The sequence below is a fragment of the Nocardioides segetis genome, from assembly GCF_051390595.1.
GTDB lineage: Bacteria > Actinomycetota > Actinomycetes > Propionibacteriales > Nocardioidaceae > Nocardioides.
The window spans coordinates 325,512-342,479 of record NZ_JBNINR010000006.1 but is presented as its reverse complement, the minus strand read 5'-3'; the positions used below and the strand labels follow the sequence as shown (position 1 = coordinate 342,479).

Annotated in this window: 13 protein-coding genes; 6 read left to right on the top strand and 7 right to left on the bottom strand. The window is 69.7% G+C overall.

What is annotated here, in order from left to right:
• Positions 1–55: 55 nt before the first annotated feature.
• Both ACPZVR_RS14260 and ACPZVR_RS14255 read left to right on the top strand, forming a co-directional pair.
• Entirely contained in the window at positions 56–1,768 is a 1,713-nt protein-coding gene (locus ACPZVR_RS14260; RefSeq protein WP_436700251.1) for an NAD(P)/FAD-dependent oxidoreductase, read from the top strand.
• Positions 1,765–2,313, top strand: a complete 549-nt coding sequence (locus ACPZVR_RS14255; RefSeq protein ID WP_436700250.1) for a hemerythrin domain-containing protein — start codon at positions 1,765–1,767, stop codon at positions 2,311–2,313. The genes ACPZVR_RS14260 and ACPZVR_RS14255 overlap by 4 nt, the downstream gene beginning before the upstream one ends.
• Positions 2,314–2,731: 418 nt before the next feature.
• On the opposite strand, the gene ACPZVR_RS14250 is transcribed toward ACPZVR_RS14255, so the two are convergent.
• Positions 2,732–3,061: a DUF6907 domain-containing protein gene (locus ACPZVR_RS14250; RefSeq protein WP_436700249.1), complete on the bottom strand. Its 330-nt coding sequence runs from the start codon at positions 3,059–3,061 to the stop codon at positions 2,732–2,734.
• A 167-nt stretch (positions 3,062–3,228) separates the two neighbouring features.
• Here ACPZVR_RS14250 and ACPZVR_RS14245 point away from each other — a divergent pair, with 167 nt between their 5' ends.
• Positions 3,229–3,510, top strand: coding sequence for a helix-turn-helix domain-containing protein (locus ACPZVR_RS14245; protein WP_436700248.1), 282 nt, complete (start codon positions 3,229–3,231; stop codon positions 3,508–3,510).
• A gap of 17 nt (positions 3,511–3,527) precedes the next feature.
• On the opposite strand, the gene ACPZVR_RS14240 is transcribed toward ACPZVR_RS14245, so the two are convergent.
• From ACPZVR_RS14240 to ACPZVR_RS14215, 6 genes are all read right to left on the bottom strand, one after another.
• Entirely contained in the window at positions 3,528–5,330 is a 1,803-nt protein-coding gene (locus tag ACPZVR_RS14240) for a copper amine oxidase (RefSeq protein WP_436700247.1), read from the bottom strand.
• A 151-nt stretch (positions 5,331–5,481) separates the two neighbouring features.
• On the bottom strand, positions 5,482–6,261 hold the full coding sequence (locus ACPZVR_RS14235; RefSeq protein ID WP_436700246.1) for a hypothetical protein: 780 nt from the start codon (positions 6,259–6,261) through the stop codon (positions 5,482–5,484).
• Between the two features lie 181 nt (positions 6,262–6,442).
• Entirely contained in the window at positions 6,443–7,714 is a 1,272-nt protein-coding gene (locus ACPZVR_RS14230) for a PucR family transcriptional regulator (protein ID WP_436700245.1), read from the bottom strand.
• 301 nt (positions 7,715–8,015) lie between these two features.
• Positions 8,016–9,812 carry an Ig-like domain repeat protein gene (locus tag ACPZVR_RS14225; protein ID WP_436700244.1) on the bottom strand — a complete coding sequence of 599 codons (1,797 nt, stop codon included), beginning with the start codon at positions 9,810–9,812 and terminating at the stop codon, positions 8,016–8,018.
• Between the two features lie 239 nt (positions 9,813–10,051).
• Positions 10,052–10,717: a hypothetical protein gene (locus ACPZVR_RS14220; protein ID WP_436700243.1), complete on the bottom strand. Its 666-nt coding sequence runs from the start codon at positions 10,715–10,717 to the stop codon at positions 10,052–10,054.
• Positions 10,718–10,963: 246 nt separating this feature from the next.
• Positions 10,964–11,569, bottom strand: coding sequence for a hypothetical protein (locus ACPZVR_RS14215; protein WP_436700242.1), 606 nt, complete (start codon positions 11,567–11,569; stop codon positions 10,964–10,966).
• A 595-nt stretch (positions 11,570–12,164) separates the two neighbouring features.
• On the opposite strand from ACPZVR_RS14215, the gene ACPZVR_RS14210 reads away from it, so the two are divergent.
• The 3 genes from ACPZVR_RS14210 to ACPZVR_RS14200 all read left to right on the top strand — a co-directional run bounded on the left by ACPZVR_RS14210 (position 12,165) and on the right by ACPZVR_RS14200 (position 16,968).
• Positions 12,165–13,709: an RCC1 domain-containing protein gene (locus tag ACPZVR_RS14210; RefSeq protein ID WP_436700241.1), complete on the top strand. Its 1,545-nt coding sequence runs from the start codon at positions 12,165–12,167 to the stop codon at positions 13,707–13,709.
• A gap of 252 nt (positions 13,710–13,961) precedes the next feature.
• Positions 13,962–14,999: a hypothetical protein gene (locus ACPZVR_RS14205; RefSeq protein WP_436700240.1), complete on the top strand. Its 1,038-nt coding sequence runs from the start codon at positions 13,962–13,964 to the stop codon at positions 14,997–14,999.
• Between the two features lie 232 nt (positions 15,000–15,231).
• Positions 15,232–16,968: an ABC transporter permease gene (locus tag ACPZVR_RS14200; protein WP_436700239.1), complete on the top strand. Its 1,737-nt coding sequence runs from the start codon at positions 15,232–15,234 to the stop codon at positions 16,966–16,968.

Here is a 16,968-nt window from a genome sequence, read left to right as displayed (position 1 = left end):
TGCCCCCGCGATGACGTGGGTCGATCGGCGGGGCGCGCACTGCCAGACTTGTCGCGTGAACGCACCCGAGCCCGCGGCTGCGCCCGTCATCCTCCTGGTCTCCGGCGACGAGATGGACGTCCTCGCCGAGCAGTTCCACCGCTACGAGCGCGAGTACGACGTGCGCGCGGCCCGCAGCGCCGCCGAGGCCAACGCGGTGCTGAAGGAGGCGCGCCGTGCCGGCCAGCCGGTGGCCATGATCGTCACCGAGTCCCGTCTGCCCGACGAGCAGATGCTGATGGCGATGCACGACTGGCGCTCGCTGGTGCCGACCGCCCGGCGCCTCGTGGTGATCCCGATCAGTCGCTTCGCCGAGGAGACCGCCGCGCTGCGGCCGTACCTGCAGAAGGGCAAGTTCGACACCTATCTGGTGTTGCCGCAGGGACGGCGCGACGAGGAGTTCCACTACGCGATCACCGAGCTGCTCAGCGACTGGGGAGCGACCGTGGCGACCTCGGAGATCGACTCGGTGCGGATCATCACGCCCGACGCCCGACCGCTCGCCCTCGCGATCCGCGACTTCCTCGACCGGCAGGGGATGCCGCACCGCACCTACACCCCGGACAGTCCGCAGGGTCGCGAGGCGCTGGCGCGGCTCGACGGCCCGCCGTCGTACCCCCTGGTGCACCTGACCACCGGCGTCTTCGCCGGCCGGCCGGTCCTCATGCCGACGTCGACCCGCGAGCTCGCCGCGATGATCTACGGCCGCCCCTCCGACATCGAGGTCGACACGGTTGTCGACCTCGCCGTCGTGGGGGCCGGGCCCGCGGGCCTCGCCGCCGCGGTGTACGGCGCGTCGGAGGGCCTGTCGACGGTCGTCGTGGAGTCGGAGGTGATCGGCGGCCAGGCCGGTACCAGCTCGATGATCCGCAACTATCTCGGCTTCCCACGCGGCATCTCGGGCCAGCGCCTCGGGCAGCGGGCGCGCACCCAGGCGATCCGCTTCGGCGCCCGCTTCTTCACCGGGTGGCCGGTCCTCGCGCTGCGGCCGGGCATCGACGGGGCGCCGCACACCCTGGTCACCGACGGCGGCGAGGTCTGCGCCCGGACCGTGCTCGTCGCCTCCGGCGTCGCCTACCGCCGCCTCGGGGTCGCGCCGCTGGAGGAGCTGGTCGGCGCCGGCGTTCACTACGGCGCCGCGATGACGGCCGCGCGGGAGATGGAGGACCGCGACGTCTACGTCGTCGGCGGCGGCAACTCCGCGGGCCAGGCGGCGGTGCATCTCGCCCGCTTCGCCCGGTCGGTCACTATCCTGATCCGCCGCGAGGACCTGGCGGCGACGATGTCGAAGTACCTCATCGACGAGATCGCGTGGAACCCGCGCATCGACGTCCGGCCCTGCACCGAGATCGTCGACGGCGGCCCCGACGACGGCGGCCAGCTCGGCTGGCTGCAGCTGTGCGACGTGCGCACGCGCGTCGAGGAGCGGGTTGCGGCCGGCGGCCTGTTCCTGCTGATCGGCGCGGCGCCGCACTGCGACTGGCTGCCGGCCGCGGTGCAGCGTGACGAGCACGGGTTCGTGCTGACGGGCCGCGATGTCCCGGCCGAGTGCTGGATCGACGGCCTGCCGCCCGAGAACCTCGGCACCTGCGTGCCGGGCATCTTCGCCGCCGGCGACGTCCGGTCGGGGTCGATGAAGCGGGTCGCGTCGGCCAGCGGCGAGGGCGCCTCCGCGGTCTCACTGGTTCACGGATACCTGGAGGGGCGGCGGGTACCACCCGCGCCATGACCTCCGGAATCGACCTGGGTCGTCCCACGTCGGGCGATGTCATCGACCTGATCGCCGACGATCACCGCCGCTTCGAGCTGCTCCTCTCCCAGCTGCGCCTGGGGTCCGCGGACCGTGACAGCGTGCGCCGCGCCTTCGCCGACGTGTTCGTCGCCCACGGCGAGGCGGAGGAGGAGATCGTCTACCCGGTGCTGCGCCGCGCCGCCCTCGACGTCCACCAGCACGACGTCGAGCACGGCCGGGAGGAGCACGCCGAGGGCAACGACGCCCTGCTGGTGCTGCTCGGCATCGAGGACACCGAGACGGAGGCCTTCGCGGACGCCGTGGAGGAGCTCAGCAATCTCGTCGCCCATCACGTCGCCGAGGAGGAGCTGAGCATCCTCGAGCCGGCCCGCACCGAGGTCTCGAACAAGGTGCGCTGGGACCTCGGCGGCAAGTGGGCCGACCGCCGCAACCAGCTGATCGACGGCGGCTGCGGGAGCGTGGAGAACGTACGCCGACTGGTCGCCGCCGCCCAACGCGAGGGCCTGCTGCAGGACGCGTGAGGCGGGCCCCGAGGCGCAGGAAGCCTCGGGACCCGCCGGCGGACGACTGCTTCCGCAGGCGGCACGTCCAGGCCCTCAGGGCACACTCCCACATGCGGCCCTGACGTTCTGGTTCCGGCGGGAGGGCCGGAGTGGCGGAACGTCGTCCGCGATCAATTCAGCCACACCGGAACGCGCTGTAACACGCTGTGACGCCAACCCGTCCAGATCGGGGGCGGAAGTTGCGATGCAGGTGACAACTGTTGGTGTCGTCGGGGTCGAGCCGGACGCCGATGACGTTGGCGAGCTGGCCGTACGTCGCGTCGGTCTTGGCGTCGAGCCGCGTCTCGGTCGCACTGCGCTGCCTGCCCGACTCGTCGATGCCTGCGCCGAGGCGGGCGCTCCGGGCGTCGATGCGCAGCGGGACTCGGCGGTCCGATCAGGCATCGCGCCGGAGCTGTTCGTCGAGCGCTCGAACGAGCCAGATGGTGGACTCGCGGGTGAGCGTCAGCCGGGGCAGCCGGGTCTGTGCGGGCTCGATGGTCACCCAGTCGGTGGGGTCGTCGAGCTGTCGCCGGATGTGGACGATCAGATCGAAGGCGTCGGCCGAGGCCGCTGCGGGGACGGTGTCCGCGGTCGCGCCGATCGCGGGCAGGCAGGTGGCCTCGCTGGCGTGGTAGCGGTCCTCAGGGTGGTCGTCCTCCTCGTGCTCTCGTGTGCACCATGCGGGACACGGCTCCAGAAGCCAGCTCGGTCGCCCGTCGTCCACGATGCGCCTCCGATCTCGAGTGGGTATCGCCTCGGAGGGCGAACGTAAGGAGAAGTGCCGACAGGAAGGGCGTCGGCGAGGCAGTTGTCCACAGGTATGCGAAGGCACACCAGTATTCCCATACCAGTATGCGCGACAGGTGCGCCGAAAGCCACCAAGGTGATGGCGTGCCACGTCGTGTTCCTCCCGCCGGATGGGCGGTCTACGCCCGCGAGATCGGCCACAACCTGAAGCGTGCTCGTGCCGCGCTCGGGATGAGCCAGGACGACGTCGCCTTCAGGGCGGGCATCGCGCCGTACACCTACCAGAAGTTCGAGAAGGGCGAGTCCAAGCCCGGCACGCCCCTCAACCCGGAGCTGTTGACGCTGGTGGCGATCAGCCAAGCGCTCGAGGTCGACGTCGCCGACATGCTGCCGCCCGAGGCACCGGATCTCACCCAGGGGCGCTGACGCGGGACGGGCCGGCACTACCGGCGTACCCGGATCGAGGCGCTCGCCGCCAGGTATCGCTGGTCGCCGGGATAGGTCACCGTGACCCGGTAGCGCTTGCCCGGGCGCGGGAGACGGACGACGACGCGCCCGTCGGTGAGCGCAGCGGTCACGACCTTCCCGCGCCGCTGGACGGTGACGACGCCGGCGCCGGCGCCCTGGTCGCCCCGCACCACGACGCGCAGCCGCGGGCGCCCCTTCTGGTCCCGCTTCTTCAGCACCTTCAGCGTGAGCTCGGGCGCCGTCCGCGCGGGGTTTGTGCCTGGCGGCGTGGGCAGGGGAGCGACGAAGGGCGCGGAGGTGGCGATGCCCGGCGTGACACCGGTGGCCGACGCGGTCACCCGCACCGTGATCTCGCGGCCGATGTCCGCGTCCGTGAGGCGATAGGTCTCGCCGGTGACCGCGGTCGGCAGGCCGTCGTCGCCCGTGCTGAGGATCGGCTCGCCGTCGCGCAGCCAGAGCCACTGGTAGGCGAGGTCCGCCCGCGCCCATCGCCACGTGCCGCTGTCGGCGGTGAGGCGAGCCCCCACACCTGGCGCCGGTGACTCCGCGACGATCTTCGGCGGGGTGAGGTTGATGGCCGCGCACGAACCGGTGGCGCCGACGGTGTATCCGTTGTCGCAGGCTCGTTCCGGGGGAGTGAGTGCCTGCTGTGCGAGCAGGTCGCGTGGCACCAGGGAGAAGCTCTGCCAGTGCACGGGCATGGGGGACTGGTCCTCGTCCCGGGGGATGTGGTGGAAGCCGACACTGACCCAGGCGACCGGGTCGGTGAGGGGCGCGGTCTCCTCGGCGACATAGTCGAGGACCGATAGGCCAGGGCAGCCTGTGTTGAGGTTGCCCGAGGCGTACTCCTGACATGCGTGGTCATTGGTGAAGCTGACCGGGGGGCGGGTGACCGGCAGGTACGGATTCTGGATGGCGTCGTTGACGATCTCGTACGAGCGCGGGTGCCCGTCGGCGTTGAGCGAGGCGGGATTCATGACCCGCCACCAGGTGGTGGCGGGCGTTTCCTCGGCAGTGAACGCCTCGCTCCGCACGCTGCCCTCGCCGCGCACCAGCGTCGGGCGTTCGGGGTCGACCTCGTAGTCCCACTGCTGGACCTGTTGGTCGCCGCTGCCGATGGCGAAGTCGACGCGATAGATCGCGTTGTGCCAGTGGGAGCCCGCGGCGCGGTCGGTCTGCGGGTTTCCCTCCGGACCGATCGGCCAGCCGAGGGCGGGATCCGTGGGGAAGAACCCCTCGCCGGGCGCCAGGTCGCCGGCGGCGCCGAGACCGACCGTGATGGCGCCCTGGTCCGTGAAGGTGACCTTCTGCTGGTACTCGTACCAGCCGGCTTTCGACAGCGAGGAGACCTCCAGGGCGCGTCCCTGTTGGGCATACCGATTTCCGAGGTCCGACCATGTTTCCTGGGAGTGCCAGCCCAGGCCGGTCTCGGTCTCGCCTACGCAGATCCCAGGGATGGTGCGTTCGACGAGCTGGGTGCCGCGCAGGAATGACTGCTCGACATCCATCCGATCCCCTGGGCAGGTGTCGGGGGTCTGGGTGAGCAGTTGCCCGTCACCGAAGCCGACCTCGGTGATGTCGTCGAAGGCGGGCCCACCGTTGTCGTAGGGAACGTGAAGGCTGGCGAGATAGAGCGAGCCGATGACCCTGATCCAGCCGGCGTCCTCGTCGCGGCCTTGACCGGCCTTGAACTGCACATCCTCGAGCACCAGACCCTTGAAGGGATGGATCCGGGCACACATCCGCCAGGAGGATCCGGTGGAGAGGGTGCGCGTCACGAGAGCGGACCCGCAGGCCGGATCTTCAGCGCCGGGAGGGTCAGCGGCGGCGCGGGCCGGCGCGACCAGGCCTGCGACCGTCGACAGCGTTGTTGCTGTGACTGCGACCGCGCAGGCCGTCGCGAGCAGCATGAAATGACGCCCACGTCCGTCAGCCACGATCCTGCACCCCCGCCGGGAGAAGAGCGACCGCACGTCGGCTGAGGTTCACCACGAGGTCGCCCGTGCTCAGGTATTGGCCCGACGGCAGCGCCACCAGGAGCTGCACGCAGCGCTCGGCGCCGCACGCCCCAGCCGTCCCCGCCCCCGACGGGTCAGGAGCGGTGCCATCGTGGCTGTGAGGTGTCCATACTCCGCCGATGACCCGCACCTCGTCGCCGGTGAGGAGGGGCGCGCCGGTCAACTGGCGAAACTGGTCGACGAACGCGGGGGCGGGCATGGCCGCGAGCGCGAGGTCGAGTGCCACCTGGGTCTCGGCCGCTGATGGCGGCGGCTGTACGCCGGTCAGCGACTCCTGGGCGATCACTGTGCCGGTCGGTAGATCGACGACGATCTGGTGCAGCCTGTTGTCGCGGTAGTCGTAGGCCGAGACCTGGGCCCGCCGGCGACCGTCGCGCACGGCCGGCGCGGGCAGGTCGGTCGCGAGCACCTCGGCGCCGGGCTCCGCGAGCACGTCGCGGGTGGAGGAGGGCAAGGATCCGAGTGCCAGGCCGATAGCGTACCCGCGCTCGGCGGTGCTCAACGGGGCGCCGGACTCACGTAGCACGGGACGCTTCACGGGGAGGGTGCCGTCGCCGGCCACGGTGAACTCACCGCTGCCAGCGCCGGCACCACTGCCTGGTGCGCCGGGCGAGGGTGACCACTGCAGGACCAGGCCACCTGTGATCAGGCCGACTGCGACGGCCGCGCTGATCAGGAGTCGACGAGGCATGGCCCAGCGTCGCCCATCGTCGCGTGGTCCGTGGACCGATCGCGGCCGGACCTCAGCATTCGGGGCCCGAACTGCTCATCCGGGTGACAAAGTCTCGGCCCGGAGAAAACCAGCATGCTCGGCTGCCGCCGGCCCTGCGCGCGTTCGGCTGGAGACAACGGCACAGGGACGCTCAGCTCAGTCAATGCGCGAGGTCGAAGTCGCTGTGGTCCCCGGTCTTCCACAGCGCGACGCTGGACTTGAGCACCAAGGTCATCTGGAGCACGAGGTCGGGGTCGCGCAGCGAGTCGCCGAGCAGTTCGTTGATCCGCTTCCACCGGTAGCGGACGGTCTGCGGGTGGACTCCGAGGTGTGTTGCGAGCGCGCTCGCGCTTCCACGGGTCTCCGCCCAGGCCAGCAGCGTCTCGGACAGGATGGTGCGCGACGTAGCCGGCTCGGTGAGGATCGGCCGCAGCACCTGCTGACACAGGTGGCGTCGCAGCGACGGCTCTGCGTGCAGCCAGAGCTGGGTGGCGTGATCGGCGCAGTCGATGATCGGACGCGGAGCAATGGCGCCGACCTGGGTGAGATCCAGCGTGCGTTGACACCACCGCAATGCTGAGCCGGTCTCCATCACCGCGACCGGCCAGCTCCGTGCGATCCGAGCACCGGAGTCAGAGTGACTGAGCTGCTCGACCACGGCGGCCTGGCTCTCCTCCGGGCAGACCACGAACACACGGTGGGGTTGAACATGGACCAGAACGTCTCGGCACGTCAGTGTCGCCGACACATCGTTGTGGTTGTCGATGGCCAGCGCCACGACCCTCTCGGGGAGCGGCCAGCGGGCGAGCTCAGCCAGTTCCCGCAGTTCCTGGTCGTCGATGGCCTGGCCCGGCCCGGGGCGGGCTTGGGGCCGGATCCCCCGCAACAGCTGGAACAGTCGGACCCGCGCGGTGCCAGGGGCGCGCCCACGCGCCTCCTGTGCGAGGTCGAAACCCTCACCGAGGAGGCGGTGCAGGTGTGCCAGGAAGTCGAAGAGGGCATCGGCCAGCTCGCGGAGAGCAGCGCCGGACAGGTCGTGGTTGACGGCGAAGTCGGCGAGATAGCGCCAGGAGCACTGGGTTGCGCTGTGCATCGCGGCATCGATCGGCTCCCTGCTTCCCCCTCGCCGCCCCTGGGCGTAGCCGAGGCCGCGGAAGATCTCGTCGACCTGATGGGCGCGCTCGGGATCGCGGGAGGGTCCGTCGAGGAAGACCTGGGCTGCGGCCCGCGCTGCCGCGATGAGCAGTCGGTGCCGTCGCGTCCCGGCCTGGCCCGCGTGTGCTGGTACGGCGTCTTGGACCTGGCGGACGATGGTGGCGGTGGCCCGGGTCATCTGTGGACGCAGCACATTCGCCATGGGCGGTGGCGAGAACGGACGCGCGGCGCGGATGACCGTTGGTGGCCCAGGCGTCCGTCTCCGTTTGCTGTCCATGTCCGGTGGTCGTCCCTCCGCCGCGCGGTGTCGGCGCCTTTCAAGCGCAGCCCACCACGACCAGTCGTCGGCTTTCTCCCCCCGGGTGCGCCACACTGGCGCACGCTGTGAGCGACCAGCGTCACATGTCCCGGGGCCTTGTGTTGGGGTGTGCCACGCCGGCTGGTCGTCCGGCTCAGGAATTGCTCATGTAGTTGACAATGCCTGGGTCCAAAGGCCCAGCCTGACGCGGGCGGTTCCACGGAAAACGACCGCAGGGCGGGAGCCGCGACGCGGCTCCCGCCCTGCATGGAACGGAAGGTCAGACCTTGACCTTCACCTTGAGGTTGCCGCCATCGACCGTGGCGGAGCCGGCGTAGGTCCACGTGGCCTTGTAGGTGCCCCGCTTGAGCTTCTTGAGCTTGACCTTGGCGACACCATCGGCGCCGACGGTCACTGTGACCTTGTGTGCCTTCGAGCCCTTGGCCTTGAGCTTGAGCGTCACGGTTCCGGCAGCGGACGTGCCCGTGTCGGTATCGACGTCGAGGTTGAGGATGGCCTTCTTCGCCATCGCCTTGGTCTTGCCCTTGACCTTCGCCTTGCTCGCCTTCAGCGTGCTGCCAGCCTTGCTGACCGTGACCGTGGTTGCCGTCGACGCAGACGGGTCGGTGGCGGAGTCGCCGGCGTAGCTGGCGCTCAAGCTGTGGGCTCCCACGCTCAGGTCAGAGGGGAGCTTCCAGACGGCCCTGCCGCCAGAGAGCTCGGCGGTGGCGGTCTTGCCGTCGAGGGTGAAGGTCACCGAGCCGGTGGGCGTCCCGTCCGGGGCGGCGACGGTAGCGGTGGCGGTCCGGGCTGCGCCGTATCCGCCGGAGGTCGGGGTGACCGACAGCGTGGTGGTCGACGCCACGGTCAGGGGAGCGACCGGTCCGACCTCGGTCGAGGTCGACTCGACGTCGTCTGCTCCGCGGGTGGCCGTCGTCTGGTAGCTGATCATCGAGCCGATCAGATCCTCGTCCAGTTCCAGCGTCGTGCTGTCGGCGCCGGCGATCGGGTCGCCGTCCGCCAGCCACTGCCCGGCCGCCGGGCTGTCCGGCTCGAGCGAGAGCTCAGCCGGCGTGGCGGTCAGGGTCTCGCCGACCTTGGCTGTGCCGGCGATGGCCGGGGCGGTCACCGCGCGGAAGTCGGTGAGGATGACCGCGGCGTGGTTCTGGCCCATGGTCACCGCAGCCACGTGGGCCCCGCTTACCGACGGCGGGAGCGTGGTGAGTTCGGCCGTCGATCCCCAGACGAAGATCTCGCCTTCGTCAGTGGCTGCGATGGCGTTGCTGGGGTAGGCGTCGAGAGAGGTGACGGTCTTCCCCGCGAGTCCTGCGGGAACGGCCGGTGCGCCGATGCCCCAGAGCCGCACTGAGCCGTCGTCGAGGATGGCGCCCGCCATGGCCCCACCCCCGGCGATCTGAGAGATGTGACCCTGGATCTCGGCCGGCACCGGTGCGGCCGCCGCCAGGGGACCCCAGATGCGGGCGTTGCCATCGGCCTTCAGCGCGAGCACGTAGGCACCGGAGGACGTGATGTCGACGAGGTTGCCGCCGAGGTCGACGGGAGGTGCCGGGTCGGGGCCCGTGCCCCACACGACCAGCGTGCCGTCGTTCGGGCCGCCATCGACGATCGCGTAGCCCTTGCCGTTGCCGGCCGAGACGGCGGAGGCCTTCAAGCCGGCCGGGGGCGTGTCGACTCCGTTGTTCCCCCAGCCCACGACGCTGCCGTCCTGCTTGAGGGCGACGCCGGTGTTGCTGTTGAGCGACGCGGAGGCCACGCCAGTAAGGCCGGCCGGTGCAGCGGCCACCTCGGCCGCGGAGGGCTTCCCCCACACGACGAGCTCTCCGTCGGCGGTGACCGCTGCGGTGCCGTTGGTGCTTGCGGCGACATTGACGATCCGCTCACCGTCCAGCGATGGGGGCACGGTGGCTGCCTCCACGGCCAGAGCGGTGCCCCAAGCCTCGACGTCGCCCGAGCGCTGGTCGGGCACCGCCCCGGGATCGGCAGAGGACGGGCCGACGGGCAGGCCGGCGAGGAGCGCGCCGGCCGTGGACACGGCCAGCAGGGTACGGAGTCTCATGCATGTCTCCTGATCGAGGTTTGTGGTCCTGCCGATCCTGCGTACTGTCGGGGGCTCGAATGAGCGCATCCTCCACTCGACATGCGCAGGCCGCCGGATGTTGTGACGGCCCTCACAAGTTCTCGCCGAGGTGGCCCCCTTGGGTGCGAGCGCGGGAACGGGAAGCCGATGGCCCGGCGGTTTGCCGCCGGGCGACCGGGCTCGTCACTCGACGTGGCCGAAGCTGTCGTCGAGGTTGGTCATTTGAGGTTGATCGGGCCGTCGGTCGAGGTGATGCTGAGGTCGAGGGTGAAGCTGACGGTGTCGTTCGCGTTGATGTTGCCGTAGCAGTCGCCGACGTTGGTGGCGTACAGGGTGTTGCCGCTGAGGGACAGCTCCTGCGAGCCGTCCGGCTGGGGCGTCTCCTTGAAGGTGGCGTTCACCTGTCCGGCGATATCGAGAGTGCAGGAACTGAAGGGGGCGGCGGTCTGCATGTGCAGACAGCCGGCGCCCAGGTCGAGTTTGGCGGCGACACTGTCGGTCATCGCACTGGTGACGTTGGAGGCCGCCGTCGTCTTGACCAGTCCGTCGCAGTTGTTGGTGAAGGTCAGCACGATGCCGAAGATGCCGGTGCAGCCCGCCAGGTTGGCATTCGCGATGCTCATGAACGCAGTTCCCGTGGTGTGGGGGCCGGAGGCGACCGTGCCGGTCGGAGTGGCGCCGGTACAGGTCCAGCTGTGGCCGCCGAGGCTGGCCGAGATCAGATTCTTGTTCACTCCGTTGACGGGATGGACGCCGGTGGTGGTGTGCGTGCCGACGTCGATCTGGGTCGGGGCGGCGGCGCTGGCCGACGAGGCGAAGGCCAGGACCGCGACCAGGGCGACGGGGATGGCGAGGAGTCGGTGGAGTTGCGGAATTTGGGACATTGAGATTTCCTTTCACGTGTCCGGCGGGATCCAGCAGGCGGCGTCGTCAACATGCCCCGCGGGAGAAGTCACAGGACTTTGATTCCGAATGCCGCAAGGCCGGGCAATTGTTTGACGCAAGATGCAGCCGATCTTGATCTGCCAGAGAAAACACCGATGACCCGGCGGGGTCGCCGCCGGGCCATCGGTTCTATGGCGTGCTATCGGTTTGTCGCTCGACGTGGCCGAGGCCGTTGTCGATGTTTGTCACGTGACGTTGATGTGGCCGACGGTCGCGTCCCTGATGGTCCAGTTGACGTCGAGAGAGAAGGAGACGGTGTCGTTCTCCTCGACGATGCCGAAGCAGTCGCCGACGTTGGTGGCGTACAGCGTGTTGCCGCTGATGGACAGCTCCTGCGAGTTGTCGGCCTTCGGGTTCTCGTCGAAGGTGCCGGTCACCTGGCCGGCGATGTCCAGCGTGCAGGAACTGAAGGGAGCGGCGGTCTGCACGTGCAGGCAGCCGGGGTCCAGGTCGAGCTCGACGTCAAAGACGTCGGTCATCGCGCTGGTGACGCTGGTAGTGGCCGTGCCGTTGACAAGCCCGGCGCAGTTGTTGGTGATCGTCACGCCGACGCCGAAGATTCCGGTGCAGCCTACGATGTTGAAGGCACTGATGCTCATGATAGTGCCCGTGTAGGGTCCATCCGTGACCGAGGCGACCGGAGTGGCGCCGGTACAGGTCGCGTTCAGCCCGCCGAGGGAGGCCGAGATGGTGCCCTTGTTCACCCCGTCGTAGGTGTAGGTGCCGGCAGGGTTGTTGGTGACATCGACGTAGGTCGGAGTCGCTGCGCTGGCCGACGAGGCGAACGCCACGACCGCAGCGAGAGCTGCCGGGACGGCGAGGAGTCGGCGCAGCTTGGGAATGCGTGTCATCGAGATTTCCTTTCACGGGGGACCGGTTCGGGTTGACCGGGCGACACCATCATTGACCGCGTGATACGCCTCACAAGAACCTGTTCCTGAAATTCTTCTGAACCACTCATCCATTTGTTTCCTGCGCAACAACGGATCGCGATTTGTCACACACTGGTAGGTGTTTTTCGCGAACTGGTCCCGCTGCGGGCGGGCCATCGTGTATCGCGCGCCCGCGTCCACTCCTGCGCCGAGATGTGAGCTGGTGCTCGGACCGTCGGTGTCTGCTCACTCGGGTGACAACTTTTCGGCCTGTGCCGACGACCTGTGCGGAAGGGGGCGGCGTCGCCTCTGCGGCTGCCTAGGGTGTGGTGGACCTCACTCCACGGGGACTGAGGTGGTCGAGGAGGAAGTCATGACGTTGTGGGGCAGGTGCGAGTCGCGCGGGCGGTCGAGTCGGCCAATGCGGACCTGGGGGGTGCTCATCGCGTCGGCGGCCCTAGCTCTCGGAGCGGCGACACCGGTGGGGGCGGACCCCGGCTCGGGGGCGGGCGCTGTGAACACGCAAGATCTGCCGATTCCCCTGGAGCGCGGGGGGAGCTTCTTCGGCTGGGGCAAGTCCGGGAACGTCTTTGACGAGCCGGGGCAGGTGCTGACGCCGCTCGCAGCGGTCGACGGACGGGCGTTGCGTGAGGTCGCGATGACGAACAAAACGACACTGGCCCTGACCGGTGACGGGCAGGTCGTGGTCGCGTGGGGTGCCGACGGCTACACCAACCTGATTCCGCCCGGCGTCGCGTCGCTGGACGTGGTCGACCTGGCGGCGGGCTCTACTACCGCGGGCGTCGTGGGCGCTGACGGCAAGGTGGTGGTCTGGGGACGTTCGGATTCGGCCCTCGGTGCCCCCACCGACGTGCCGGCCGGCCTGGGTGGGGTGGCCCAGCTGGCGATCGCCATAGGGAGTGCCTTCGCGCTGAAGGAGGACGGCAGCGTGGTGTCATGGGGCCGCGACGGCGATATCGCCGGCCCGACCGGCGTGCTCGCCGTGCCGCCGGGTCTGCAGGCACGTGCTATCGCCGCGTCCGGCTGGAACGCGTTCGCGGTGACCACTGACGGCACCGTCGCCGGCTGGGGGCGGTGGGCGGGCGGTCCGTCATTGCCTCCGGCGACGCAGGACCCGGGCAATGTCACCGCGGTCGCGGCGGTGCTCGATGGCGGGGTGGCGTTGCTGGCCGATGGCTCGATCGTAGGTTGGGGACAGTATGGCAGTCAGCTGCCGCCCGATCTGGCGGGGAAGCGGGCGGTGGCGATCACCGGCGGTCCGGGGGCGACCTATGCGGTGCTGGACGAGGACGGGGTCCTCCACATCGGTGGTGGGGGCCTGGCTGATCCACTCTGGTGGGAGCCGTTCGCGGAGGTGGTCGGCGAGCCGGTCGCGCAGTTCAGCATCTCCGGTCGGCGGATCGCGGTGATCGAAACCGCGCTGTTGCGCGGCCGTGCGCCGGTCGTGGCCGGGGCCGCCCAGGTCGGCTCGGTGCTGACCGGGACCCCGGGCACGTTCTCCGGGGAGCCTGATCAGGTGAGCAGCCAGTGGCTGGCCGACGGGCAGCCGATCGCCGGTGCCGCGGGCGCCTCGCTCACCCTGACCGCGGACCTGGCCGGAAAGGTGATCGCGTACCGTTCGACGGCCACCAAGACCGGCGTGGAGCCGGTGGTCTCGACCTCGACGCCGACCGCCCCGGTGGCCGTCCCTGTCATACCGGTGCCACCTCCGGTTCACTCGACGACCACGGTGGGCACGGTCAAGGTCGCCAAGAAGGCGAAGAAGCTCACCGTGAGCGGCCAGGTGCAAGCGAGCGGTTCGTCGGCGGGACAGGCGCAGGTGAGCATCGCCAAGGGCAAGAAGACCATCATCACGGCCACGGTGCCCGTCGCCGCCGACGGCTCATTGACGCTGGTGGTCAAGAAGTTCGCCAAGCTGGTCAAGAAGGCGACCAAGAAGGCCAAGTATCGCGGCAAGTACACGATCGCCATCGCCTATTCCGGGAACGCAGGCGTGAGCGCCAGCACGGGCGTGGGCAAGGTGAAGATCAAGAAGTAGGGCCTGGGGTTCGCGCGTCCGACCGCGAGTGACCACACGACCGCCCGGCTGGCCTGTTCCAGCCGGGCGGTGGCGTGTCGTTGAGCCCTTCCTGCCTGGCCGGTACACCTCTCCGCTGAGTTGCTTTGGCGGCGAACTCTTCTCACCCGAGTGACAACTTTCGCAGTCAGAATCTTCCGCGCCCTGACGAGCCCCGCGCGGTCGCCGGCGGCTACCTAGAGTGTGGAGCGCGTCACGCCGATAGGGGGTGACGTGTCCGAGAGGAGAACCATGGCGGTGCAGGACGGCAACACGACGGCGGAGACGCACGGTGGGGGTCCGGCTGCGTCGCGCGCCGTACGCGCCCGACGGACCGCCGGTCTCGCCGTCCTTCTGGTCGGCCTACTCCTGGCCTGCCCGTGGCGCAGCCAGGCGGAGTCAGCATTTCCCGGCCTCCCGGAGCCTGCCTTCCAGCCCGGCTCCTACTTCCCGGTCTCGCAGGCCTCGCTCGCCGAGACCGCCAAGGCCGGCCAGTGGGTGGTCGTCCCGGAGCTCACCGTGACCTCGTGGAGCGGTGTTGCCGAGAGTCAATGGAATCCGAAGCCTGGGGTGGAGTACCGGCAGACGGCGATCGGCGACACCTTCTTCGTCTCGCCGCCCGGAGCGCCGGCTCCGTACGGCTACCTGCCGCCGCTCCGGGTGCGGACCGTCGGGTTCGGCCTGCTCCCCGTCGAGGCGACCGTGCGGATCAGCCAGCGCCGCGTCAACGGCCTCTTGATTCCGATCCATGCCGAGCTCATCGACGACCGACTCATCGGTAGTGGCGACCGGGCCTTCTCCGAGACCCACCTCGAGGATGCCTTCGAGGTGGAGATCATCAAGGTGCTGGTCGACGGCGTGGACGTCGGTCTCGAGCCCGGGTGCCGCACGGCCCGGCCCGCACCGGTCCGCCTCACGGGGCCGGCGTACGTCGTTCCGGGCTGGGCTGTTGGGGATGTTGGGGGCTATCTCCAAACCCTCGATCCCACCACCTACTACAACCCCGTCTTCGGCGGCCAGTTGAGCGGCACCATGGACATCCCGCCCTTCACCGGCTGCGTGACCAAGAGCGGGGACGACCTGTCGGCGATGTTGACGCTGAGCGGGTCCGGTCCAGGCAACCGGATGATCGCCCGGACCAAGGTTTGCGGAGCGCTGCCGCGGGACGAACAGGGGCGGCCCGTTCCGCTGCCGACCGGTCAGTACACCCCGGCTCTGTCGGGTTGCGCCGGCCCCGAGCCATTGGACTACCCCGACCGTCCGGCCGACTGACCGCCCGGGCAGGCCCCCCGAAGCCTGGGCTCGGCACCCGTTGTTGTTACCCCCCTGACAACAACGGGTGCTGCCTGCCTGCCTGCGCGCTTTCGGCTCCGCGTGACGGAGCGCACACCTACGCTGCTGGACGGACGTACCTTCCGGCCCAGCAGTCCCACTGACAGCACAACCATCCAGCACGGCAACACCGCACAGCACTCCAGGAGGACTCGTGGGCGGATCGATCGAAGTGACCGGCCTCAGCAAGACCTATGGCCGCCAGAACATCTGGCACGACGTCACGCTGACCCTGCCGCCCGGCGAGATCACGGCGATGATGGGGCCCTCGGGCACCGGTAAGTCGGTCTTCCTCAAGTCGCTCATCGGGCTGGTGCAGCCCGAGGAGGGGCAGGTGCTGATCGACGGCGTCGACATGGTGTCGGTGCCGGAGTCGCACAAGCTCGAGCTGCGCAAGAAGTTCGGCATCCTGTTCCAGGACGGCGCGCTCTTCGGCTCGATGAACGTCTACGACAACGTCGCCTTCCCGCTGCGCGAGCACACCAAGCTCAAGGAGCCGCAGGTGCGCGACGTGGTCATGGAGAAGCTCGACATGGTCGGTCTGGTGGGGCAGGAGCACAAGTTGCCCGGCGAGATCTCGGGCGGCATGAAGAAGCGGGCCGGCCTGGCCCGCTCCCTGGTCACCGACCCGGAGATCATCCTCATCGACGAGCCGGACTCCGGCCTCGACCCGGTGCGGACGTCCAACCTCGCCCAGCTGCTCATCGAGGTCAACGCCGCCACCGACGCCACGATGCTGGTCGTCACCCACAACATCGAGCTGGCGCGCACGCTGCCCGACAACATCGGCATGCTCTACCGCCGCGAGCTGGTCATGTTCGGGCCGCGGGAGTCCTTCCTCATCACCGACCACCCGGTCGTGTCGCAGTTCATGAGCGGTGACCCCGACGGCCCGATCGGCATGAGCGAGGAGACCGACCACCGGCGCTCCGAGCTGATCGACTACGGCGGCTACCCCGGCGGCGGGATGATCCCCAGCGGGGCCCGCGCGATCGAGGTCGTGCCCCGTCAGCTCGCCCCCCGCTCGGGAGCGGCCCGGCCCAGCGCCGAGCGGCACCGGGCCCGGGTGGCCTCCGGCGGCGCGCCTCTGTACGTCGCCGACGACGAGGAGTCTGACCAGGCGCGCTCCATCCCGCGCCCCAGCCTCCCGGTCCGCTCCCTGACCGCGACCGGAAGCCTCTTCGCGCTCGCCCTCGACACGATGCGGGCGCTCTTCCGCCGCCCGTTCCGGGCGAGTGAGACGCTCGAGCAGTTCTGGTTCGTGGTCAGCGTGTCGTGGGTGCCCGCGATCCTGATCTCGATCCCGCTGGGCGCGGTGATCGCCCTCCAGCTGGGCACCCTGACCACCCAGCTCGGAGCGCAGTCGTTCACCGGCGCGGCCAGCGTGCTCGCGATCGTCCAGCAGGCGGCGCCCATGGTGACCACGCTGGTGATCGCCGGCGCCGGAGGTGCCGCCATCTGCGCGGAGCTCGGGTCGCGGACCATCCGCGACGAGATCGCCGCGATGCGGGTGATGGGCCTCAACCCCGTCCACCGGCTCGTGGTGCCCCGGGTGCTGGCCTGCGTCGGCGCGGCGGTCCTGCTCAACGGCCTGGTCTCGGTGATCGGCGTGCTCGGCGGCTACTTCTTCAACGTCATGCTGCAGGGCGGCACACCGGGCGCCTACCTGTCGAGCTTCACGGCGCTGGCCCAGATCGCCGACCTGTGGATCGGCGAGATCAAGGCCGTGATCTTCGGCTTCATCGCCGCCGTCGTCGCCTGCTACCGCGGCCTCAACACCGCGCCCGGCCCGAAGGGCGTCGGCGACTCGGTGAACCAGTCGGTCGTCGTCACCTTCCTGCTGCTCTTCTTCGTCAACTCCGTCCTCACCGCGCTCTACCTGACGCTGGTGCCCATGAAGGGGGCCTGA

Coding starts and splice junctions, on each gene's coding strand:
- ACPZVR_RS14255 (WP_436700250.1), top strand. CDS start 1,765: ATGACCTCCGGAATCGACCTGGGTCGTCCCACGTCGGGCGATGTCATC.
- ACPZVR_RS14235 (WP_436700246.1), bottom strand. CDS start 6,261: ATGCCTCGTCGACTCCTGATCAGCGCGGCCGTCGCAGTCGGCCTGATC.
- ACPZVR_RS14230 (WP_436700245.1), bottom strand. CDS start 7,714: ATGGACAGCAAACGGAGACGGACGCCTGGGCCACCAACGGTCATCCGC.
- ACPZVR_RS14225 (WP_436700244.1), bottom strand. CDS start 9,812: ATGAGACTCCGTACCCTGCTGGCCGTGTCCACGGCCGGCGCGCTCCTC.
- ACPZVR_RS14220 (WP_436700243.1), bottom strand. CDS start 10,717: ATGTCCCAAATTCCGCAACTCCACCGACTCCTCGCCATCCCCGTCGCC.